Origin of the sequence: Streptomyces virginiae (genome assembly GCF_041432505.1) — a bacterium.
GTDB lineage: Bacteria > Actinomycetota > Actinomycetes > Streptomycetales > Streptomycetaceae > Streptomyces > Streptomyces virginiae_A.
In genome coordinates, this window is the sequence record NZ_CP107871.1 from 8,220,996 (window position 1) to 8,242,613 (window position 21,618).

Here is a 21,618-nt window from a genome sequence, read left to right on the forward strand (position 1 = left end):
CACCATGGCCGTCACCGCACCCACTGCCGCCACCCGTCCGTCGTCGATCACGTCCCGGACGGGAGCGGCCGCGGTGACGGCCGCGCTGGTCCTCCTCGTCGCCGGCCTCGCGGCCGTGGACATCACCCAGGGCACGGCCTCCGTCGGCGTGCCCGAGGTGTGGCGGGCGCTCACCGGCCGGGCCGACCCGGGCGACGCGTCCGTCGTCATCGCCTCCCGGCTCCCGAGAATGGTCGCGGGCCTGTTCGTCGGCGCCGTCCTCGGCATGGCGGGCGCCGCCCTCCAGGCGGTCAGCCGCAACGTCCTCGCCTCGCCCGACACCCTCGCCGTCAACGCCGGCTCCTACTTCGGCCTCGGTCTCCTCGCCGTCACTGGGGCCTCGCTCCCGCTGTTGGCCTCCTCCGGCGTCGCCTTCGTCGGCGGCCTCGCCGCGGCGGCCGTCGTCCTCGGACTGTCCGGCCTCGGCGCCGGCACCGTCCGGCTCGTCCTCGCGGGCAGCGCCCTGACCCTCGGCCTCTCCGCCATCACCGAGGGCCTGCTCCTGCTGTTCCCCCAGCAGACCGCGGGCATCTTCCGGTGGAACCAGGGCAGCATCGCCCAACACGGCTTCGACGGGGTCCTGCAGATGGCACCGATCGGCCTCGTGGGCCTCGTCGGACTGCTGCTCCTCGCCCGCCGCGTCGACGCCCTGGCCCTCGGCGACGACGCCGCCCGCGGCCTCGGCGTCCCCGTCCGGTCCACCCGGGTCACCGCCGTCGTACTCGCCGCCCTGCTCTCCACGGCCGCCGTCACGCTCGCCGGCCCCGTCGGCTTCGTCGGGATGTGTGCCCCCGCCCTGGTCCGCCCGCTCGCCCGCAGGTTCCGCGGGTTCACCCGTAACCGCGCGAGCCTGCCGGTCGCGGGTCTCACCGGTGCGGCCCTCGTGCTCGGCTCCGACGTCCTGCTGCGCGCCGTCGTACGCACCGATGTGGCGGTCGCCGTGCCCACCGGCGTGGTCACCAGCCTGGTCGGCGCCGTCTTCCTGATCGTCATGGCCATCCGGGTCAAGGACACCGCCACAGCCGCCGCCGTCGACCGGCTGCGGATCAGGAGCCGGACCGTCTTCCTCGTCACCACGGCGGTCCTGGTGGCCGTCCTGGTCGGCGTGATCGTCGCCGCCGTGCTGGTGGGCGACAGCAAACTGCTGCTCGGCGACGTCCTGAACTGGGCCCAGGGACGGGCCGGCCGGACGACCACCTTCGTCCTCGACACCCGTGTGCCCCGCGTCGTGGCCGCCCTCCTCGCCGGCGCCGCGCTCGCCCTGGCCGGCACCCTGGTCCAGGCCGTGACCCGCAACCCGCTCGCCGAACCGGGCATCCTGGGCGTCTCCGGCGGCGCGGCGCTGGGCGCGGTGCTCCTCGTGACGACCGTGCCCCTGGCCGGATCCTGGAGCGTGGCCGGCGCCGCGTTCGCGGGCGCCGCCCTCAGCTCCGTCATCGTCTTCGGGCTGGCCGCACGCGGCGGGTTCCAGCAGAACCGACTGGTCCTGGTCGGCTTCGGCGTCGCGACCGCCTCGGCCGCCCTCGTCAGCCTCCTCATCATCCTCACCGACCCGTTCAACGCCACGAAGGCGCTCACCTGGCTCTCCGGGTCCACCTACGGCCGGACCCTTCCGGACGTGGTGCCGCTCGCGATCGTGCTCGTCGTGGGCCTGGTCGTCGCGGTCGCCCGGCGCACCGAACTCGACCTCGTGTCGCTCGACGAGGACACCCCGAGGCTGCTCGGACTGAGCCTGGGCGGCAGCCGCTTCGGCTTCCTCCTGCTCGGCGTCCTGCTCAGCGCCACCGCCGTGGCCGCCGCCGGCACGATCGGCTTCGTGGGGCTCGTCGCACCGCACGCGGCCCGCGCGCTCGTGGGTCGGCAGCACCACCGGGTGGTCCCGGTCGCGGTGCTCCTCGGCGCCGTCCTCGTCTGTACGGCGGACCTGGTGGGCCGCACCGTGATCGCCCCGGCCCAGCTCGGCGCCGGCCTGATGACCGCGGTGATCGGCACGCCGTACTTCCTCCACCTGCTCGTACGCAGCCGACGCTAGGTGGCACCGGGAGTCGGCCGACGGCCGGGTACGGCGCGCGGAACAGCGCCGTACCCGGCCTTCGCGCTTGCCTCAGTTGTGGCCGAAGCGGGGCGGGCGCTTGTCGACGAAGGCGGACATGCCCTCCTTCTGGTCGGCCGTGGCGAAGACCGCGTGGAACAGCCGACGTTCGAAGCGGACGCCCTCGGTGAGGGTGGTCTCGAAGGCCCGGTTCACGGCCTCCTTGGCCATCATCGCCACCGGCTTCGACATCCCGGCGACGGTCTCGGCGACCGCGAGCGCCTCGGACAGCAGCTCGTCGGCCGGGACGATCCGGGAGACCAGCCCGGCCCGTTCGGCCTCGACGGCGTCCATGGTGCGCCCGGTCAGGCACAGTTCCATGGCCTTGGCCTTGCCGACGGCCCGGGTGAGCCGCTGGGAACCGCCGATCCCCGGGATCACCCCGAGCTTGATCTCGGGCTGCCCGAACTTCGCGGTGTCCGAGGCGAGCAGGATGTCGCACAGCATCGCGAGCTCGCAGCCGCCGCCCAGGGCGTAGCCGGAGACCGCCGCGAGGGTGGGCGTACGGACCTGGCCGAGGCGGTCCCACGCCGTGAACCAGTCGGACAGGTACATGTCCATGTAGCCCTGCGGCCGCATCTCCTTGATGTCGGCGCCCGCCGCGAAGGCCTTCGCGGAGCCGGTCAGCACGATGCAGCCGACCTCGGGGTCCCGGTCCAGCTCCTCCGCCGCGGCCACCACCTCGGTCATCACCTGGAGGTTGAGGGCGTTGAGGGCTTCGGGCCGGTGGAGGGTGAGGACGGCCACGCGCCCCTTGCGCTCCAGCAGGATCGTTTCGTAGGTCATGCGGGTGTTCCGTTCCTGGGTCGCAGGGTGTGGACGATCGCCGAGAAGTCGAGGCCGGCGCCCTCGCCCGCGGCGAAGTCGGCGTACAGTTCGGCGGCTTTCAGGCCGAGCGGTGCCTCCACCCCGCCGGCCCGCAGGGCGTTCGCCGCCAGGGCGAGGTCCTTGGCCATGAGGGGCGCGGCGAAGCCGGGCAGGTAGTCACGGTTGGCGGGGCTGCCCGGAACCGGTCCGGGGACCGGGCAGTTGACGGTGAGGGCCCAGCACTGGCCGGAGGCGGTGGAGGCCACGTCGTAGAGGGCCTGATGGTCCAGGCCGAGGCTCTCCGCGAGGACGAAGGCCTCGCTCACCCCGATCATCGAGACGGCGAGGATCATGTTGTTGCAGATCTTCGCGGCCTGTCCGGCGCCCGCCGTCCCGCAGTGCACGGCCTTCCTGCCCATCGCGCCGAGCAGCGGCTCGGCCGCCGCGAACTCCTCGGCGCCGCCGCCCGCCATGAAGGTGAGGCTCGCCGCCCGCGCACCGACCACCCCGCCCGAGACGGGCGCGTCGAGGGACCGGTGACCGGCCGCGCCCGCGGCCTGGTGCGCCGCCCGCGCGTCGGCCACGTCGATGGTCGAGCAGTCGACGAACAAGGTGCCGGGCCGCGCGGCGCCGAGCAGCCCGCCCTCCCGGTACAGGGCGAGGACGTGCCCACCCGCCGGCAGCATGGTGATCACCACGTCGGCGTCGGCGGCCGCGGCGATGGCCGAGGCCGCCGGCTCCACCCCCGTCGCCGCGGCGTCGGCCAGCAGTTCCGGCACCAGGTCGAAGCCGAGGACGCGATGTCCGGCCCGGACGAGGTTGGCCGCCATCGGGCCACCCATGTGGCCCAGTCCGATGAACGCCACGGTCGTACTCACCAGGGCACCTCCGACGTCGCGTGGGCGGGGGCCAGCCCCAGTTCGTGTGTGCCGAGCGGGGCGAAGAACCGTTCCACGTCCGCCGGGGTCACCTCCGCCAGGGAGGGCGGCGACCACCGAGGGCTGCGGTCCTTGTCGACGACCTGGGCGCGGATCCCCTCCACCAGGTCGGGGGAGGAGAGCGCCGCGCAGGAGATCCGGTACTCCTGCTCCAGAGCCTTCTCCAGCGGGCCGAGCGCACGCACCCGGCGCAGGGCGGCCAGGGTCACCTTGAGCGCCGTGGGCGACTTGGAGCGGAGCGTCGCGGCGGCCTCCTTCGCCGCCGGCGCGTCGCTGCGCAGCAGGCGCTCCAGGATGTCCTCCACCGTGTCCGGCGCGTAGCAGTGGTCGATCCACTCACGGTCCTCGGCGAGCGTGCCGGCGGGCGCGGGCGCGGGTGCGACGTACCGTTCCAGCACCTCGTGCACGGGGTCACCCGCCAGGTCCGCGGCCAGCCGCGGCAGCAGCTCCGAGGGCACGAAGTGGTCGGCGAGCCCGCACAGCAGCGCGTCCGCCGCACCGGCCGGTGCCCCCGTCAGGGCCAGGTGGGTGCCCAGCTCGCCGGGCGCGAGCGCCAGCAGGTAGGTGCCGCCGACGTCGGGGACGAAGCCGATGCCGGTCTCGGGCATGGCCACGCGGGAGCGTTCGGTGACGATCCGCACGGTGCCGTGGGCCGAGATCCCGACGCCGCCACCCATGACGATGCCGTCCATGAGGGCGACGTACGGCTTGGGGTAGCGGGCGATGCGGGCGTTGAGCCGGTACTCGTCGCGCCAGAAGTCGGCCGAGGCGGTGCCGCCCGTGCGGGCGTCCTCGTAGATCGCGCGGATGTCACCGCCCGCGCACAGGCCCCGTTCGCCGGCGCCATCGATGACGACGGCCGTGACGTCCGGGTCGTCCTGCCAGCGGGCGAGCGCCTCGTCGAGTCGCAGCACCATGGAGTGGCTGAGGGCGTTGAGTGCCTGGGGGCGGTTGAGGGTGATGTAGGCGGTGCGGCCCTCGGTCCGCAGGAGCACGTGGTCCCGGGTGTGGTTCCCGGGGGAGTCGTGGTTCATCGCAGGGCCTCCGTGAGCCCGCGGGCGACGATGATGCGCATGACCTCGTTGGTGCCTTCCAGGATCTGGTGGACCCGAAGGTCGCGGACGATCTTTTCGATGCCGTACTCGCTCAAGTAGCCGTAGCCCCCGTGGAGCTGGAGGGCCCGGTCGGCCACCGTGTACCCGGTGTCCGTGGCAAACCGCTTGGCCATCGCGCACAGTTGCGGGGCCAGCGGGTCGCCCCGGTCCAAGGCGTCGGCGGCCTGACGGACCAGGGCGCGTGCCGCGGCCAGCTCGGTGGCCATGTCGGCGAGCCGGAACTGCAGGGCCTGGGCCTGCGACAACCGGGCCCCGAAGGCTTCCCGGTCGGCCAGGTACACGAGGCTGCGGTCCAGCGCGCTCTGCGCGCCGCCCAGTGAGCAGGCGGCGATGCCGAGGCGGCCGCCGTTGAGGCCGTTCATGGCGATGCGGAAGCCGTCGCCCTCGGCGCCGAGCCGCCGGTCGGCGGGGACGCGGACCCCGTCGAGGATCACCTGGCGGGTGGGCTGGGCGTTCCAGCCCATCTTGCGCTCGTTCGGGCCGAAGGAGACCCCGGGGTCGCCGCGTTCGACGACGAACGCGGAGATGCCGCCCGAACCCTCCCCGCCCGTACGTGCCATGACGATGTAGACCTCCGAGGCGCCCGCGCCGGAGATGAACTGCTTGACCCCGGTCAGTACGTAGCCGTCGTCGGTGCGTCGGGCCCGGGTGCGCAGGGCGGCCGCGTCGGAGCCGGCGCCGGGTTCGGTCAGGCAGTAGCTGCCCAGCGACCGGGCGGCGCACAGGTCGGGGAGCCAGCGGGCCCGCTGGTCCGCGTCCCCGTACCGGTCGATCATCCAGGCGACCATGTTGTGGATGGAGAGGTATCCGGCGATGGAGGGGCAGCCGGTGGCGAGGGTCTCGAAGACGAGCACGCCGTCGGCCCGGGAGAGGCCGGAACCGCCGTGCTCCTCGCGGACGTAGACGCCGCCGAGCCCGAGGTCCGCCGCCTTGCGGATCACGTCCAGCGGGAAGTGCTTGTCCTGGTCCCAGGCGACGGCGTTCGGGCCGAGCTGCTCCTGGGCGAAGTCGAGGGTGACCTCGGCGAGGGCGAGCTGATCGGGGGTGAGGGTGGTGGTCACCGGGCTCATCCCATCGTCGGGATGGTGAAGCTCGCGGTCTCCTTGGCCCCGGAGGGCCAGCGCGAGGTGACGGTCTTGGTCCGGGTGTAGAAGCGGATCGAGTCGGGGCCGTGCTGGTTCAGGTCGCCGAAGCCGGACCGCTTCCAGCCGCCGAAGGTGTGGTACGCCACGGGGACGGGGATCGGCACGTTGACGCCGACCATGCCGGCGCCCACCCGGCGGGTGAAGTCGCGCGCCGTGTCGCCGTCGCGGGTGAAGATCGCGACACCGTTGCCGTACGGGTGCTCGGTGGGCAGGCGCAGGGCCTCCTCGTAGTCGGCGGCCCGTACGACGGACAGGACCGGGCCGAAGATCTCCTCGCGGTGGATCCGCATCTGCGGGGTCACGCGGTCGAAGAGGGTGGCTCCGGCGAAGAAGCCGTTCTCGTGCCCGGGCAGGGTGAACCCGCGTCCGTCCACGACGAGTTCGGCGCCCTCGGTGGCGCCGATGTCGACGTAGCGGTTCACCCGGTCGAGGGCGTCGCGGCTGACCAACGGCCCGAAGTCGGCCTCCGGATCGTCGGAGCGACCCACCCGCAGGGTGGCGATCCGCTCCTTCAACTTCGCCACCAGCGCGTTCGCGGTCTCCTCGCCGACGGGGACGGCGACGGCGATGGCCATGCAGCGCTCGCCCGCGGAGCCGTAGCCGGCGCCGATGAGGGCCTCCACGGCCTGGTCGAGGTCGGCGTCGGGCATCACGATCATGTGGTTCTTGGCGCCGCCGAAGCACTGGGCGCGCTTGCCGTGGGCCGCGGCGGTCGCGTAGATGTGGGCGGCGATCGGGGTGGAGCCGACGAAGCCGAGGGCCTGCACGCGCGGGTCCTCCAGCAGGGTGTCGACGGCTTCCTTCCCGCCGTTGACCACATTGAGCACACCGGGCGGCAGGCCGGCCTCCAGGAACAGCTCGGCGAGGCGCAGCGGTACGGAGGGGTCCCGCTCGGAAGGCTTCAGGATGAAGGAGTTTCCGCAGGCCAGGGCAGGTGCGGCCTGCCACAGGGGGATCATCGCGGGAAAGTTGAAGGGGGTGATCCCGGCGACCACGCCCAGCGGTGAGCGCAGGGAGTGCACGTCGATCCCGCCGCCCGCGTTGTCGGTGAACTCGCCCTTCAGCAGGTGGGGGACACCGGCGGCGAACTCGACCACCTCCAGGCCGCGTTGCAGGTCACCATGGGCGTCGGCGACGGTCTTGCCGTGCTCGGAGGACAACAGCCGGGCCAGCGCGTCACGTTCGGCCTCGACCAGCTGGAGGAAGCGCAACAGGACGCGGGCGCGACGCTGCGGGTTCCACTGCCCCCAGTCGGCCTGCGCCTCCACGGCGTTCGCGACGGCGGCCTCGGTGTCGGCGCGCCCCGCGAGCGGGACCCGGGCCTGGACGGCGCCCGTGTTGGGGTCGTACACGTCGGTGAAGAGACCGGAGGATCCGGTGGTGTGTTTGCCGCCGATGAAATGGGTGAGTTCACGGACCATGGTTGCCTGCTCTCGTCAGGTGGGATCCGGGGATGGCACGGCTGACCGGCGGACGGCACCCGATGGGGTGCGCCGCTGGGGAAGGCCGTGGGACTACGAGCGTGCGGACATGTGCGCGCGCTCCGCCGGATCACCAGGGTCGTGGGTACAAACCGGTGCCATGCGTGTCTGCTCCATCCTCGTGGACAACACGGAACATCCGCGGCCGGTATCCTGACTCCCGGATCCCCGCGTGCCGCCCGCCTTCCCGACGAAGCTCGTCAGTGGCGTGTGGATGGCAGCACACTCCCCGGTCACAGTGGCGGGACCGTGCCGGTTTCTCACCGGCTTCCCTGCACCGCGGACCTTGTGCCACGAACATATAGTTGGACGTCCTAGTAAGTCCAGAGCCGCCGCCGCGCGCCTTCGGTCGGCGTCCGCGGCCTGACGTCCCCTCAGCCCTACGTCGTGGGGCCCGGGTTCCCGGTCACCGGGTACGGGACGAAGGTGCTGCTGTTCTCGTCGACGGCCAGCGCCCGGCCGAGCGGCGGCACGGCCCGCTGCGGACAGTCGAGGCGTTCGCAGAGCCGACAGCCCATGCCGATGGGGGTGGCCGCCGCCGTGTTGTCGAGGTCGAGCCCGTCCGCGTACACGAGGCGCGAGGCGTGCCGGATTTCGCAGCCGAGTCCGATCGCGAAGGTCTTGCCCGGCTCCCCCCAGCCGCCGCGGTGGCGGGTGACGGCCCGGGTGGTCCACAGATACCGCTGTCCGTCGGGCATGGCGGCCACCTGGACGTGGATACGGCCGGGCGCGGCGAAGGCCTCGTAGACGTTCCAGAGGGGACAGGTGCCGCCCGCGCGGGAGAAATGGAATCCCGTCGCCGACTGTCGTTTGGACATGTTCCCGGCCCGGTCCACCCGCACGAAGGAGAAGGGCACCCCGCGCAGCCTGGGCCGTTGCAAGGTGCTCAACCGGTGGCAGACCGTCTCGTAGCCGATCCCGAAGTGGTCGGTGAGCCGCTCGATGTCGTAGCGGAACTCCTCGGCGGCCGCGTGGAAGGCGCGGTACGGGAGGATGAGCGCGCCCGCGAAGTGGTTGGCGATGCCGATCCGCGCGAGGCCGTGGACGGGGGAGCCGGGCGGGAAGTCCTCGGCGGCCAGCCGGTCCAGCTCGGCCCCGTACTCGATCAGCGCCAGCTGGGTGGCCATCCGGAACGCCTGCTGTCCCGGCCGGAGGCGGTTCGACAGGTGCAACACCCGGGCGGTGGCGTCGTAGTGGTGCAGCCGGTCGGAGTCCGTGGCCGTCCGGATCCCGTGCCGCTCGGCGAGCCGGCGGGTCAGCGCGCGGATGACGTCCCCCGGGCGGATGCCGATCTCGGCGGCGAGGCCTTCGGCGGCGAGATCGGTGTCGTGGAGGTAGTTCTGCCGGCGGTAGAAGAACTCGCGGATCTCCTCATGGGGCGAGCGTGGGCTGTCGGCGGCCACGTCCCGCCCGTCGGCCGCGTCGGCGAGACGCTCGGCCAGCAGCTGGCTGCGCCGGCCCAGGTCCAGCAGGACCGAGGCGACCGCGGGCATCCGGGTGGCCAGTTCGGCCAGGTCGGAGGGGGAGACACGCGCCTCGGCCACCTCGTTCGCGAGCGCCTCGCGCAGGTCGGCGACCAGCCGGCTGGTGTCCCGCTCCGAGAAGAAGCCCGGATCCACCCCGAAGGCCTCGGTCAACCGCAGCAGCACCGGAACGGTGAGCGGCCGGGAGTCGTGCTCCATCTGGTTGAGGTAGCTGGGGGAGATGGCGAGCACCCGGGCCAGGTCGGCCTGGGTCATCCGCCGCTCCTCGCGCAGCCGCCGCAACCGCGCCCCCGCGTACGTCTTGCTCACCGCACTCCCTCGCCGTTCCGGGCCCGACACGCGACGTCAGAATACGGGGATCTTCATCGACCGATCCCTTCGCAACCTTGGCAATTTCGATGCCGAAGATTCGCAGACCTTGGCAGATGTACCTCCTTGATGGCACTCGGTGTCAGTGCCAGAGTCGGTGCAGCGGCCCGCCGGACACGGCGGCCGGGAAGAACAGACTGGCCCGATTCACGCCCTGATTTCGGCCATCCAGGAGGTTCGACCCGGCGGTTCGGCAGCATTGCTCAGCTTCGGCCCCGGGCCGGGTTCGGCGGCCGCAGCTCCCTAACAGGCACAGAGTGCCAAGTCGTCGGGCCCACGGTCCGACTCATTGGCAAGACCAGCGACGGATGGAAACGGTGACGGTCATGGCAGAGGCGAACACGACGGCGGCGGCCGAGCAGCTCAAGCAGCGGTGGGCCGACGACCCTCGCTGGGCGGGCATCGAGCGCACCTACACGGCCGAGGACGTGGTGCGGCTCTCGGGCAGCGTCCGCGAGGAGCACACCCTGGCCCGGCGCGGCGCCGAGCGGCTGTGGCGACAGCTCCACGAGCAGGACTACATCCACGCCCTCGGCGCCCTCACCGGCGGTCAGGCGGTCCAGCAGGTGCGCGCCGGACTCCAGGCGATCTACCTCTCCGGCTGGCAGGTGGCCGCCGACGCGAACCAGGCCGGACACACCTACCCCGACCAGAGCCTCTACCCGGTCAACTCGGTCCCCCAGGTGGTCCGTCGGATCAACAACGCGCTGCTGCGCGCCGACCAGATCGCCACCGCCGAGGGCGGCACCGACACGACCGACTGGCTCGCGCCGATCGTCGCGGACGCCGAGGCCGGCTTCGGCGGCCCGCTGAACGCCTTCGAGCTCACCAAGGCGATGATCGCGGCGGGCGCCGCCGGCATCCACTACGAGGACCAGCTGGCCTCCGAGAAGAAGTGCGGCCACCTCGGCGGCAAGGTCCTCGTCCCGACCGCGCAGCACGTCCGTACCCTCAACGCGGCCCGCCTGGCGGCCGACATCGCCGATACCCCGACCCTGATCATCGCCCGTACGGACGCCCTCGCCGCCACTCTCCTGACCAGCGACGTCGACGAGCGCGACGCGGAGTTCTGCACCGGCGAGCGCACCGCCGAAGGCTTTTACCACGTCCGGGGTGGCATGGCCCCGGTCATCGCCCGCGGCCTCGCCTACGCCCCGTACGCCGACCTCATCTGGGTCGAGACCGGCACCCCGGACCTGGCCCAGGCCCGCGAGTTCGCCGAGGCGATCCACGCGCGGTACCCCGACCAGATGCTGGCCTACAACTGCTCGCCCTCCTTCAACTGGAAGGCCGCGCTGGACGACGACCAGATCGCCAAGTTCCAGCGGGAGCTCGGCGCGATGGGCTACCGCTTCCAGTTCATCACCCTCGCCGGCTTCCACTCCCTCAACCACGGCATGTTCGACCTCGCCCGCGGCTACGCCGAGCACGGCATGACCGCCTACGTCGACCTCCAGGAGCGCGAGTTCGCCGCCCAGGCACAGGGGTTCACCGCCGTCAAGCACCAGCGCGAGGTCGGCACCGGCTACTTCGACCTCGTCTCCACCGCCGTCAACCCGGCCTCCTCCACCACCGCGCTCGCCGGTTCCACCGAGGAAGAGCAGTTCCACTGAGCCACCGACGGGCGTGAGCCGCCCCGCCGGCCCCGCCCACCGGTCGGCCCCGCCCGCCCGGCGGCCCCTTCCGACGGGTGCCCGAGGGACCTCCCCCGGGCACCCACCCCCGCCCCGCCTGAGGAGAACCGCATGCCCCTCCCGTCCCTGACCAGCAGCGTCCAGGTTCTCGGCGCGCCGGGTGAGCGCCACGAGGAGATCCTGACCCCCGAGGCCCTGGAGTTCATCGGCCGGCTCGACACCGCGTTCGCGGAGCGCCGCCTGGAGGTCCTCAAGGAGCGCCGACGCCGCTCGGGCCACCTGGCCGGCGGCACCCCGCTCGACTTCCCGCTCGCCACGCGCGCCCTGCGCGAGGACCCGCACTGGCGCGTCGCCCCGCCCGCGCCCGGCCTCACCGACCGCCGCGTCGAGATCACTGGCCCGCCCGAACGGCGGATGGCCGTCAACGCCCTGAACTCCGGTGCCAAGGTCTGGATGGCCGACTTCGAGGACGCCACCGCCCCGACCTGGACCAACGTCATCGGCGGCCAGCTGACCCTGCTCGACGCCGTCGAACGGCGCATCGACTTCACCACCCCGGAGGGCAAGGAGTACCACCTCGGCGAGCAGCTCGCGACCATCATGGTCCGTCCGCGCGGCTGGCACCTCCTCGAAGAGCACCTGGAGATCGACGGCCGGCCCCTGTCCGCGTCCCTCGTCGACTTCGGCCTGTACTTCTTCCACTGCGCCCAGCGGCAGATCGACGCGGGCCACGGCCCGTACTTCTACCTGCCCAAGCTGGAGAACCGGTACGAGGCGCGCCTGTGGAACGACATCTTCCGCCACGCCCAGGAACTCCTCGGCATCCCCCGCGGCACCGTCCGCGCCACCGTCCTCATCGAGACGATCACCGCGGCGTTCGAGATGGAGGAGATCCTCCACGAACTGCGCGAACACAGCGCGGGGCTGAACGCCGGCCGCTGGGACTACCTCTTCAGCCTGATCAAGACCTTCGGCCACCGCACCGACTTCCAACTGCCCGACCGGGCCGCGGTCACCATGACCGCCCCCTTCATGCGGGCCTACACCGAGCTGCTCGTACGCACCTGCCACCGGCGCGGCGCCCAGGCCATCGGTGGGATGGCCGCCCACGTCCCCAGCCGGGACGCGCAGGCGAACACCGCCGCCCTCGCCAAGGTCCGCCTCGACAAGGAACGGGAGGCCGAGGACGGCTTCGACGGCTCCTGGGTGGCCCACCCCGGACTGGTCCCCGTCTGCCGCGAGGTCTTCGACGAGGTCCTGGGGGAGCGGCCCCACCAGCTCGACCGGACCCGGGAGGACGTCGAGATCACGGCCGCCGACCTGCTGTCCGTCCGCCGGATCGCCGCGCCCCCCACCCGGGAGGGGATCCGCTCGAACGTCGCCGTAGCCCTGCGCTACTTCGACGCCTGGCTGCGCGGCAGCGGCGCCGTGGCCCTCTACGGCCTGATGGAGGACGCCGCGACCGCCGAGATCGCCCGCGTCCAGATCTGGCAGTGGCTGCGGCACGACCAGGCCGACCGGGCGACGGTCCTCGACCTCCTCGACGCCGAATGCGCGGCACTGGAGGAGGAGGATCCGCGGGCCCGGGTCACCGAGGCCCGAGAGGTCTTCGTGAACACCGCGCTCACCCCCGGCCTGCCCGCCTTCTTCACTCCCGAGGCGTACACCCGCCATCTCGTCCGCCGGACGGAGAACCGCTCATGACCCCGTCGATCCGCCGGGTCGGTGTCGTCGGCGGCGGCCGGATGGGCGCCGGCATCGCCGAGGTGTGCGCCCGCGCCGGCCTCGACACCGTCGTCGCCGAGTCGGACGACGCGGCCGCCCGGGCCGCCCGGGAACGCGTCGCCGTCTCCCTCGAACGAGCCGTGCAGCGCGGCAAACTGGACCGGATCTCCGCCGAGGACGCATCGGCCCGGCTCGTCTTCACCGGCGAGCTGGAGGACCTCGCCGACCGGCAGCTCGTCATCGAGGCCGTCACCGAGAACCCCGAGGCCAAGACCGAGGTCTTCGCCGCCCTCGACAAGATCGTGGCGGACCCGGAAGCGATCCTCGCCACGAACACCTCGGCCATCCCGATCATGCGGCTGGGCATGGCCACGGGCCGCGCCGACCGGGTCGTGGGCCTGCACTTCTTCAACCCCGTCCCCGTCCTGCCCCTCGTGGAGGTCGTCTCCTCCCTCCACACCTCGCGCGACACCCTCGACACCGTGGAGGCCTTCGCGCGCGACGTCCTGGGCAAGACCGTCGTCCGCTCCCAGGACCGGGCCGGCTTCGTGGTGAACGCGCTGCTGATCCCCTACCTCCTCTCGGCCGTCCGCATGGCCGAATCCGGGTTCGCCGCCCCCGAGGACGTGGACGCCGGGATGGAACTGGGCTGCGCGCACCCGATGGGCCCGCTCAAACTGGCGGACCTGATCGGCCTGGACACCGTCGCGGCCATCGCGGAATCCCTCTACGAGGAGTTCAAGGAACCCCTGTACGCGCCGCCCCCGCTGCTCCAGCGGATGGTGCAGGCGGGTCTGCTCGGCCGAAAGAGCGGCCGCGGGTTCCACACGTACGGCCGGGGCTGAGGGGCCCCGGCGGGTCTCCAGGGCAGAGGGTGCGCCGGAGACGCAAGGGAACGGCGCGGGTGGGGCGAGTGGTGTCGCCGCACCCGCGCCGCACCGTGTACGGGAGAAGGGACGGCCCGGCCGTCCGCGATCAGGCCGGCCGCGTCAGCAACCGGGCCAGGTGGTCGGCGAACTCCGTGATCCAGTCGAGCATCGGGCCGCCGCGGGCGACCCGGAAGCCGTGCCGACGGCCCCAGAACGCCGCCTGTACGGCGTGGAGCTGAGCCCAACGTCGGACGCGTTCGCGATCGAGCTCCGCGGCATCGACGAAGAGGTCCAGGGTGCGGTGGACCGCCTTGCCGAGGTCCTCGGCTCCGAGGAGGGTCAAGGCGCGCGTCTTGAGCAGGGTGCCGCCGTCGTAGGCCGGGTCACCCACATAGCCCTTGGGGTCGACGGCGAGCCACGGCTCGCGGTCCGCGCGCAGGATGTTCCGGGCGTGGAGGTCACCGTGGATCAGGACGTCCGGCTGGTTGCGCCCCAGCTCGTGGACGGTCGCCACCGCCGCGTCCACCACGTACGGCGCCATCGTGTGCGTCAACTCCACCTGATCGCGGCGCAGCTGCTCCTCCCAGGAGTCGCTCCGGTCCCGCAGCCGGGGCAGGCCTGCCGGTGCGGGGACGGCCAGGCGGTGGCTGAGCCGCCCCGCCACCGTCACGACCTCGTCACCGTCCTGGACCTCCTCCAGCGTCGAGGTCCGGACCCGTTCCAGCACCATCGCGAAGCGCGCGTCGTCGCGCTCGTGCAGCAGGACCGCGCCGTTCCCCGCCCACGCCTCGAACGCGTCCGGCTCGTGGACGTTGCCGGGGTGCGGGAAGGACACCTTCAGCACGGCCGGCTCCGAGGCCCGCCGCAGCACCGGAACGATGATCCCGACCCCTCCGTGCATGACCGCACGGTCCGGTACGCACTGCCAGCGCGTCAGCAACTCATCGACGATGTGCGGGAGTTCGGCGAGCCACGCGGCGCCGGCCGCGCCCTCCCGCTCGACGGTGGTCCGCGTGAACACCTCGGGTGTCTCGATCATCCCGGTACCCTACGCCGGGCCTCATGATCCGACCTTCCGTCCGCCCACGACCGGCCCACACGGCGACACCGCACCCGGACCCTGGCCCGCCGGGTCCGCACGGGTGGTGGTGCCCGGACCTCACCCGGCCTCACCCGGCATCACCCGGACCGGGTGAACACGACTGGTGATCACCACCGATCACCGGTTCAGTGGGAAGCGTGGGCCGATCACACTCCGTACCCCCGTGGGACCCCCGGTGACCTCCATGGGCCACCGGGCGCCGACCGGCGACCCCATGCTCACGGCCAGGTTCGCGCCCCCGGCCGTCCCGAAGCTGCTGGTCCACCGACCCGAGCTGCTGGTGCGGCTGACGGCCGGGGCGCAGGGGCCGCTCACCCTCATCAACGGTCCCGCCGGATCGGGCAAGACCGTGCTCACCGCCCACTGGGCGGCCGACGGACGCACGACACGTCCCCCCATGTGGCTCACCGTCGAACCCGACGACGCCCCCGGAGCCTTCTGGGCCTACGTGCTGGAGGCCCTCCACCGAGGCGGGACGGCCCTGCCCGCCGAGGTGGGCCGGCCGACCCGGGCCGAAGGAGTGACCCGGTCGTTCCTGGTGCGCCTGGCGGACGGGCTGGCCGCTTCCGCGCAGCCCGCGGTCCTCGTCCTCGACCAGTTCGACACCACCCAGCCGCCCGCGACGAGCGAGGGGCTGGACTTCGTACTCCGCCACGCGGCGGGCGGGCTGCGCATCGTGCTCACCAGCCGCTCGGACTCCCTGCTGCCCCTGCACCGCTACCGGGCGGCCGGCGAGATCACGGAGATCCGGCACGCCGACCTCAGATTCACCGAAGCGGACGCCGAGGCGCTGCTGAGCGAGCACCGTCTGACCGTCTCGCCCGACGGAATCCGCCTGCTCATGGAGCGGACCGAGGGATGGGCGGCAGGGGTGCGCCTGTGCGCCCTGGCGATGCAGCGCAGCGCCGACCCGGAGGCGTTCCTGCGCCAGTTCGCGGCCGACCGGACCACGATCGCCGACTACCTCCTCACCGAGGTGCTCGACGCGCAGCCGCCCCCCACCCAGGACCTGCTGCTGCGCGTCTGCGTCACCGACCGCGTCCACCCGGATCTCGCGGACGCCCTGACCGGCCGGGACGACGGCGCACGGACCCTGGCCCGGCTGGCCCGCGACAACGCGTTCCTGGAACAGATCGACGCCTCGGCCTGGTACCGGCTGCATCCGCTGTTCGCCGAGGTCCTGCGCGCGCACCTGCGGCAACGCTGCCCCGGCCTCGAACCCCGGCTGCACGGGCGGGCGGCGCGCTGGCTCGCCCGGACCGGGCGGCTCACGGAAGCGGTGCTCCAGGGCGCCGCCGCCGAGGACTGGCAGTTCGCGGCGGCGCAGCTGGTCGACAACCTCGCCCTCGGCCGCCTCCTGACGGGTCTGGAGGCCGATCAGCTGGTCCGGGCCTTCGCCGACATGCCGACCGGGACGCACGGACCGGCGCCCGCACTGGTCGGCGCGGCCTGCCGACTGGCCGAACAGGACCTCCCGGGGTGCGAGGCCGAACTGCGGCGGGCCGACGCCACCCTCGCACCGTCCGCGGACGACCCGCTCGCGGACGCCTGCGGCCCGGCGGCCCGGTTCGGCCGCGCCTTCCTCGGCGTACTCGCCGGACGGCCGGCCGACGACCTGACGGCCGTCGAACGGGCGGCCGCCGACGCCGACCGGCTGCTACGGGAGCTGCCGCCGGCCCTGGTCGCCGAGCGCCCCGAGCTCCACGCCCTGCTGCTGGCCCATCTCGGCGCCGTCGAGCTGGGCGCCGGACGCCTGGACCGGGCCGGATCCACCCTCACCGCCGCCGTCGCCGCGTGCGGTCCGCCGGGCACGGAGGCCCCGCTCCGCGGCGCCCTCGGCTCACTCGCCCTGACCGAACTGCTGCGCGGCCGGTTGCGGCAGGCGGCCGAGCACGCCAACGCCTCCCTCACCGTCGCCGAGCGATCCGCCCTGCCGGCCGAACGCCGGTCCGGGATCGACCACCTCGTCCTGGCGGGCGTGGCCGTCGAGCAGGACGACCTGCCGGCCGCCCGCCACCACCTGGACCTGGCCACCGCGGCGCCCGGGCCGCGCCCGGATCCCGCGACCGCCGCCCGGGCCGCCGTCATCGGGGCACGGATCGCGGCGGCCGAGGGCGACGGGGACGCCGCGCTCGCCGCCCTGCGCGCGGTGGATGCGGCGGGACTGCCCGCCTGGGCGGCGGACGCGCTGGCGGAGGCCGAGTCGGCCGTACACCTGGCGGGCGGCGACGCCGCCGCGGCCCTGCGGGTGCTGGACGCGGCGCCGGCCCCGGACGCTGACCGGCCGGAGCGCGCGCTGGCCCGGGCCCGGGCCCTGCTGGATGCCGGCCGTCCCGCGGACGCGGAGCGGGCACTGGCGGGCGTACCGGCGGACGACGGCGTCCCGACGCCGGTACGGGCCCATGCCTGCCTGCTCCGCGCGCGGATCGCCGAGGCGCGGGGCGACTGCGCGCAGGCGCACCGGTACCTCGACGAAGCGCTGGCCCTCGCCCGTCCCGAGGAGCTGCGCAGGATCTTCACCGAGAGCGGTCCCTGGGTGCGCCGGACCCTGCGCGAGGACCCGCGGACGGCGTGGTCGCACGGCCGGCCGGCCCCCCGCACCCCGGCCCGTACGGCCCGTACGGCCCGAACGGCGCGCGCGCCGCGGACCGAGGGGCAGCCACCCGTGGTGGAACCGCTGAGCGCGCGGGAGACCGAGGTGCTGGGCAAGGCCGCGGAGCTGCTGTCCACCGAGGAGATCGCGACCGAGCTGTACGTGTCGGCCAACACGGTCAAGACCCACCTGAAGAGCATCTACCGCAAGCTCGGCGTCACCCGGCGCAGCGAGGCGGTCCACCGGGCGCAGGATCTCGGGATGCTCTGAGCCGTGCGGGGCGGGGCGGGGTCGCCGCGCGGGTTTCTCGCCCGCACCGGGCGATGTCGAGTCCCGGGCCGGGGGCCCACGATGGCGGTGAAGGCCGGAAGCGGTCCGGGCTCTCGCACCGGCCCGGACCCCGAAGCCTTCGTTCCGAGAGGAGTGAGTGCTCTCATGCGCTACGAATTCCGTATCTCGGGGGCCGTACCGGACACGCTCGCCGCGAGCTTTCCCGAGCTCGCCCGGATCCCCGTACCGGAGCAGACGCTCCTCTTCGGCAGCGTGGCGGACGAGGCCCACCTGTACGGGCTCCTCACCCGCTTCCAGTCCCTGGGCCTGCGGGTGCTCGAAATGCGCCGGCTGCCCGCCTGAGCGGGAGCCGCCGCCCCGTGCGCAGCCGCCCGGTGCTCCCGGGCGAAGACCACCCGCTTCGGGTGATCACAGGAACCGGACCGTCGGACGACACTGCGATGTGGGCACCGAAGCCTGTGACCGACGAGCCGGAGCAGGACGGTCCTGCGCTGTACCGCCAACTGTGAGGTGAATTCCATGGGCCAGCCGACACCGACCGGGGGAAACTGGAACACCGGCCCCGCGCCGGGCAACACCCCGCTGTACCCAAGCGGCGACAGCCAGGGCGCGGGGAACGTGGGCACGTTGTTCGCCGCCGTCCTCCTCCTGGTGACCGGCTGCCTCGCGGTGTTCCAGGGCATCGCGGCCATCGCCAACGACGACGTCTACGCCCGCATCGGCAGCTACGTCTTCGAATTCGACCTCACGGCGTGGGGTTGGATCCATCTGATCGTCGGGATCATCGTCATCCTCACCGGGGTGGGCCTGTTCGCCGGCTCGAACCTGGCGCGGGGCGCCGGTATCGCACTCGCCGGTATCAGCGTGATCCTCAACTTCATGTGGCTGCCGTACCAGCCCTGGTGGTCGATCATCATCATCGCGATCGACGTGTTCATCATCTGGGCCCTGTGCACGAGTTGGACGCACACCACCGACTGACGCGAGGCACGTGCGGCACCCGATCCGGTGACGGGTCGGGTGCCGCCGTATGCCCGCCGGCACGGCCCGACGCCTCCTTGACCTCAACCATGATCGAGGTTCTAGCGTGTCACTCGGTTGATCATCCGACGAAGGGACACCCGCCCATGATCCTCGTGACCGGAGCCACCGGAAACATCGGCAGCGCCCTGCTGAAGGAGCTGCGCGCACGCGGCGCCGGACCGCTGAGGGGGTTCACCCGGGATGCCGCACGGGCCGTCCTCCCCGAGGGGGTCGAGGCCGCGGAGGGCGACCTCGCGGATCCGGGGACGTTGAAGTCCGCGCTGGACGGCGTGCGTTCGCTGTTCCTCGTCTCACGCCTGGGACCGGACGCCGACATCCTCGAAGCCGCTCGTGCGGCAGGCGTGGAGCACGTCGTCCTGGTCTCCTCCATCACCGTTCGGACCCACCCGCACCTCGGCCCCGCCGTCGAGAACCTGGAGGTGGAGCGGCTGCTGAAGGCGAGCGGCATGGCCTGGACGATCCTGCGGCCGACGCAGTTCGCCTCCAACGCCCTGATGTGGGCCGGGACCGTCCGGGACCACGAGACCGTCCGCGCACCGTACGCCGGGACCGCGTTGCCGACCATCCACCCCGCGGACATCGCGGCGGTGGCGCGGGTGGCACTGACCGAACCCGGCCATCACGGACGGACCTACGCGCTGACCGGTCCCGAGCCGGTGAGCGCCCGCGAGCAGGTCGCGGCCATCGCGGCGGTCCTGGGCCGGGAGGTGCCCTTCGTCGAGATCAGCCGCGGGCAGGCCCACGCGCGGATGGCCGCGGTCTTCGGTGCCGACGCCGCGGACGCGGTGCTCGACGTCACGGGCGGCGATGTGAACGAGGAGCTGCTGAGGGTGCGCGACACGGTCGCGAGGATCACGGGAACGCCGGCCCGTCCCTTCCGGCAGTGGGCCGCGGAGCACGCCGACGCCTTCCGCTGAACGAGTGCGCGTCGAAGGGAGCGAAGGGGGCGAAGGGTGGGCCCTCGTCGTCCGAGACGGCCGGGCCCGTCGGCCGCAGTGGGGGCCTGCGGCCGACGGGCATGTTCCCGGCCCGTGGTTCTGCTTACGCGGCGCCCGTCATACGGGCGTACACGACCACGTTGCTGTCGTAGTAGTGCTTCTTGGGGTCGAAGTTGCCGCCGCAGGTGACCAGCCGCAGGCCCGCATGGTCGATGTTCTTGTAGACCTCCAGAGTCGGGAACTCGGCCTTCGGGTACTCGGCTACGCGGTCCACCGTGAACGTGACCGTCTTGCCGTCCTGCCGGGTGACCTTGATGGTGTCACCGCCCTTCATCGTCTTCAGCTTCTCGAACACCGCGGATGCGCCGTTCCACGTGACATGCCCGGCGATCACGGCCGGTCCCTGGGAGCCGGGGGTCGGCCCCGGCTCGTACCAGCCCGCGAGCGCGGGGTCCTTCGGGGTCTGCATGGTGCCGTCGGCGTTCTGCTGCAGGGTCTCCAGGGAGCTGGACACGTTGAGCGAGGGGATCGAGATCTTCTGCGGCGCGGACCGGGCCAGGGCCTGCTCCGCCCGGCCCGAGCCGGCACCCGCGCCCGTACCCGTGCTCCCGCCGCTCTGCGATCCGGCCGTGGGCGCCTTCCCGGTGGGCGGAGCGGCGTCCGCGGCGGGAGGCGCCCCGCCCTGCTGGTTCTGCCCCGCGGGGGCGGGGGGCGCCGCCGCGTTCTGGCCGCCGCACCCGGTGAGGAGCAGCCCCGCGAGCGCGACGGCCGCCAGCGGGCCCAGGGCCCGGCGGGGGGACCGTACGAGGGTCGACTTCACGCGCCGCCCCCGGTGGTCTCCCGGCGGACGGGCCCGCCGCCGGCCCGCTTGCGCCCGATGATCACCGCACCGGCCGCCACCGCGAGGACGGTGATCGCCACACCGTCGCGCATCGTCACCGGAGCGGCCGCGTGCTCCGTCGTACCGCCGCCGGTCTCGATGCCGCCCACGGGAATCGATCCCACGGCCGCGCCCTTGACCTCTCCGCAGTTGGTCGGAGCGGTGGCCTCCTGGGGCAGCTTCGGGTCGAGCTCGCTCTTGCCGGCGCCCTCGAAGTCGTACTTCTTGTTCTTGTTGCGGTCGATACCGTGCTGCACCACATGCAGGTCCTTGATGTGGTCGACCACATCCTGGCCGACCTCGATCGTCCGCTTGTAGCGGATCGTGCCCTTCGCGTCGGCGACGGGCATGCGCAACACATCGAGGCCGCTCGTGGGCTTGGTGTCTCCGCCCGTGGTGAGCGAGATGTTGATGTCGCCGTAGTCATGGGTGGCCTCGGTGTTGCTGAGTACCCCGTCGCCGTCGGTGTCGTCGGTCGCGTCCGGGCAGTGGAAGTCGTGGCCCTTGGTCGAACCGTGCAGATGCTGGGCCGACGGTTGCCCCGGCACCATGCCCTTGGACTCGATCTGTACGGTCAGCTGCTTGCCCTTGAGGGTGAGCATGACCGTACCGCTGGAGCCTGATGCGTTCAGCTGCGCAAGGTCGATCTGGTACGCCTTTCCGCCCTCGGCGAGAGCTGGTCCGGAAAGGCCGAGGCTCAGGACCACGGCGGCGGGTATGGCGGCGAGAACCACGTGGCGACCGGCGCGCTTGACTATCACATTCGCTCCTGTTCCGTGGATCCCCAGGACGGGAATCGCAGATCGTACGGGATTTGTGCGAGGCCCTGCAGAGGCTCTCGCTGATCCTTCGTTGCCCCAACGCCTGCGGATGGGTGCCCATTTGAAAAATCTCAGGTGGCTTGTTCCGGCTGTGTTCGACGGATTCGTTCCGAACCGGCTCAATTCCGCGTGCGGTGCACGTCGGAACGCACTCGGACGGTAGCCGGATCATCGCGTCGGCCAGGTTGTGGCACGAGGCGGAATCCCCGAAAGCCGCACGTCGGCGGCTTGCATCAGGCCGCATCGGGGCC

17 protein-coding genes and 1 riboswitch are annotated in these 21,618 nt (G+C 72.7%); of the genes, 8 read left to right on the forward strand and 9 right to left on the reverse strand.

What is annotated here, in order from left to right; translation table 11 throughout:
* Nucleotides 1-4 precede the first annotated feature (4 nt).
* Complete coding sequence (locus OG624_RS37905; RefSeq protein ID WP_033216321.1) at nucleotides 5-2,071, forward strand: iron ABC transporter permease; 2,067 nt, start codon at nucleotides 5-7, stop codon at nucleotides 2,069-2,071.
* Between the two features lie 72 nt (nucleotides 2,072-2,143).
* On the opposite strand, the gene OG624_RS37910 is transcribed toward OG624_RS37905, so the two are convergent.
* The 6 genes from OG624_RS37910 to OG624_RS37935 form a co-directional block, all read right to left on the reverse strand.
* Nucleotides 2,144-2,917: an enoyl-CoA hydratase gene (locus OG624_RS37910; protein WP_033216323.1), complete on the reverse strand. Its 774-nt coding sequence runs from the start codon at nucleotides 2,915-2,917 to the stop codon at nucleotides 2,144-2,146.
* Nucleotides 2,914-3,816, reverse strand: a complete 903-nt coding sequence (mmsB, locus tag OG624_RS37915; RefSeq protein ID WP_033216325.1) for a 3-hydroxyisobutyrate dehydrogenase — start codon at nucleotides 3,814-3,816, stop codon at nucleotides 2,914-2,916. Before mmsB ends, OG624_RS37910 begins: the two co-directional genes overlap by 4 nt.
* Nucleotides 3,813-4,910 carry an enoyl-CoA hydratase/isomerase family protein gene (locus OG624_RS37920; RefSeq protein WP_371594253.1) on the reverse strand — a complete coding sequence of 366 codons (1,098 nt, stop codon included), beginning with the start codon at nucleotides 4,908-4,910 and terminating at the stop codon, nucleotides 3,813-3,815. The genes mmsB and OG624_RS37920 overlap by 4 nt, the downstream gene beginning before the upstream one ends.
* On the reverse strand, nucleotides 4,907-6,061 hold the full coding sequence (locus OG624_RS37925) for an acyl-CoA dehydrogenase family protein (RefSeq protein WP_161292023.1): 1,155 nt from the start codon (nucleotides 6,059-6,061) through the stop codon (nucleotides 4,907-4,909). The genes OG624_RS37920 and OG624_RS37925 overlap by 4 nt, the downstream gene beginning before the upstream one ends.
* Nucleotides 6,058-7,557 carry a CoA-acylating methylmalonate-semialdehyde dehydrogenase gene (locus tag OG624_RS37930; RefSeq protein ID WP_371640499.1) on the reverse strand — a complete coding sequence of 500 codons (1,500 nt, stop codon included), beginning with the start codon at nucleotides 7,555-7,557 and terminating at the stop codon, nucleotides 6,058-6,060. Before OG624_RS37930 ends, OG624_RS37925 begins: the two co-directional genes overlap by 4 nt.
* Nucleotides 7,558-7,743: 186 nt before the next feature.
* Nucleotides 7,744-7,914: riboswitch (cobalamin riboswitch) on the reverse strand.
* A gap of 83 nt (nucleotides 7,915-7,997) precedes the next feature.
* The gene (locus tag OG624_RS37935; protein ID WP_371640500.1) at nucleotides 7,998-9,410 is read right to left on the reverse strand and encodes a short-chain fatty acyl-CoA regulator family protein; all 1,413 of its coding nucleotides are present in this window, start codon (nucleotides 9,408-9,410) and stop codon (nucleotides 7,998-8,000) included.
* A gap of 386 nt (nucleotides 9,411-9,796) precedes the next feature.
* Here OG624_RS37935 and aceA point away from each other — a divergent pair, with 386 nt between their 5' ends.
* From aceA to OG624_RS37950, 3 genes are all read left to right on the forward strand, one after another.
* Entirely contained in the window at nucleotides 9,797-11,083 is a 1,287-nt protein-coding gene (gene aceA, locus OG624_RS37940; RefSeq protein ID WP_033216342.1) for an isocitrate lyase, read from the forward strand.
* Nucleotides 11,084-11,215: 132 nt separating this feature from the next.
* Nucleotides 11,216-12,808 (forward strand): malate synthase A, encoded by a 1,593-nt coding sequence (gene aceB, locus OG624_RS37945; protein WP_371594255.1) that lies wholly within the window; start codon nucleotides 11,216-11,218, stop codon nucleotides 12,806-12,808.
* A complete protein-coding gene (locus OG624_RS37950; protein ID WP_033216346.1) occupies nucleotides 12,805-13,674 on the forward strand; it encodes a 3-hydroxybutyryl-CoA dehydrogenase in 870 nt (289 codons plus the stop codon). Before aceB ends, OG624_RS37950 begins: the two co-directional genes overlap by 4 nt.
* A gap of 130 nt (nucleotides 13,675-13,804) precedes the next feature.
* Here OG624_RS37950 and OG624_RS37955 read toward each other — a convergent pair whose 3' ends face one another.
* A complete protein-coding gene (locus tag OG624_RS37955; protein WP_371640501.1) occupies nucleotides 13,805-14,737 on the reverse strand; it encodes an aminoglycoside phosphotransferase family protein in 933 nt (310 codons plus the stop codon).
* A gap of 226 nt (nucleotides 14,738-14,963) precedes the next feature.
* On the opposite strand from OG624_RS37955, the gene OG624_RS37960 reads away from it, so the two are divergent.
* The 4 genes from OG624_RS37960 (at nucleotide 14,964) to OG624_RS37975 (ending at nucleotide 19,645) form a co-directional block, all read left to right on the forward strand.
* Nucleotides 14,964-17,663 (forward strand): LuxR C-terminal-related transcriptional regulator, encoded by a 2,700-nt coding sequence (locus OG624_RS37960; RefSeq protein WP_371594257.1) that lies wholly within the window; start codon nucleotides 14,964-14,966, stop codon nucleotides 17,661-17,663.
* A 165-nt stretch (nucleotides 17,664-17,828) separates the two neighbouring features.
* Nucleotides 17,829-18,026: a hypothetical protein gene (locus OG624_RS37965; protein WP_033216350.1), complete on the forward strand. Its 198-nt coding sequence runs from the start codon at nucleotides 17,829-17,831 to the stop codon at nucleotides 18,024-18,026.
* A gap of 177 nt (nucleotides 18,027-18,203) precedes the next feature.
* Entirely contained in the window at nucleotides 18,204-18,665 is a 462-nt protein-coding gene (locus tag OG624_RS37970; protein WP_033216352.1) for a DUF7144 family membrane protein, read from the forward strand.
* Between the two features lie 146 nt (nucleotides 18,666-18,811).
* A complete protein-coding gene (locus OG624_RS37975; RefSeq protein ID WP_371594258.1) occupies nucleotides 18,812-19,645 on the forward strand; it encodes an SDR family oxidoreductase in 834 nt (277 codons plus the stop codon).
* Between the two features lie 124 nt (nucleotides 19,646-19,769).
* On the opposite strand, the gene OG624_RS37980 is transcribed toward OG624_RS37975, so the two are convergent.
* Together OG624_RS37980 and OG624_RS37985 are read right to left on the reverse strand one after the other, a co-directional pair.
* Complete coding sequence (locus tag OG624_RS37980; RefSeq protein ID WP_371594259.1) at nucleotides 19,770-20,486, reverse strand: class F sortase; 717 nt, start codon at nucleotides 20,484-20,486, stop codon at nucleotides 19,770-19,772.
* Nucleotides 20,483-21,307: a hypothetical protein gene (locus tag OG624_RS37985; RefSeq protein ID WP_051762869.1), complete on the reverse strand. Its 825-nt coding sequence runs from the start codon at nucleotides 21,305-21,307 to the stop codon at nucleotides 20,483-20,485. The genes OG624_RS37980 and OG624_RS37985 overlap by 4 nt, the downstream gene beginning before the upstream one ends.
* Between the last annotated feature and the right edge of the window lie 311 nt (nucleotides 21,308-21,618).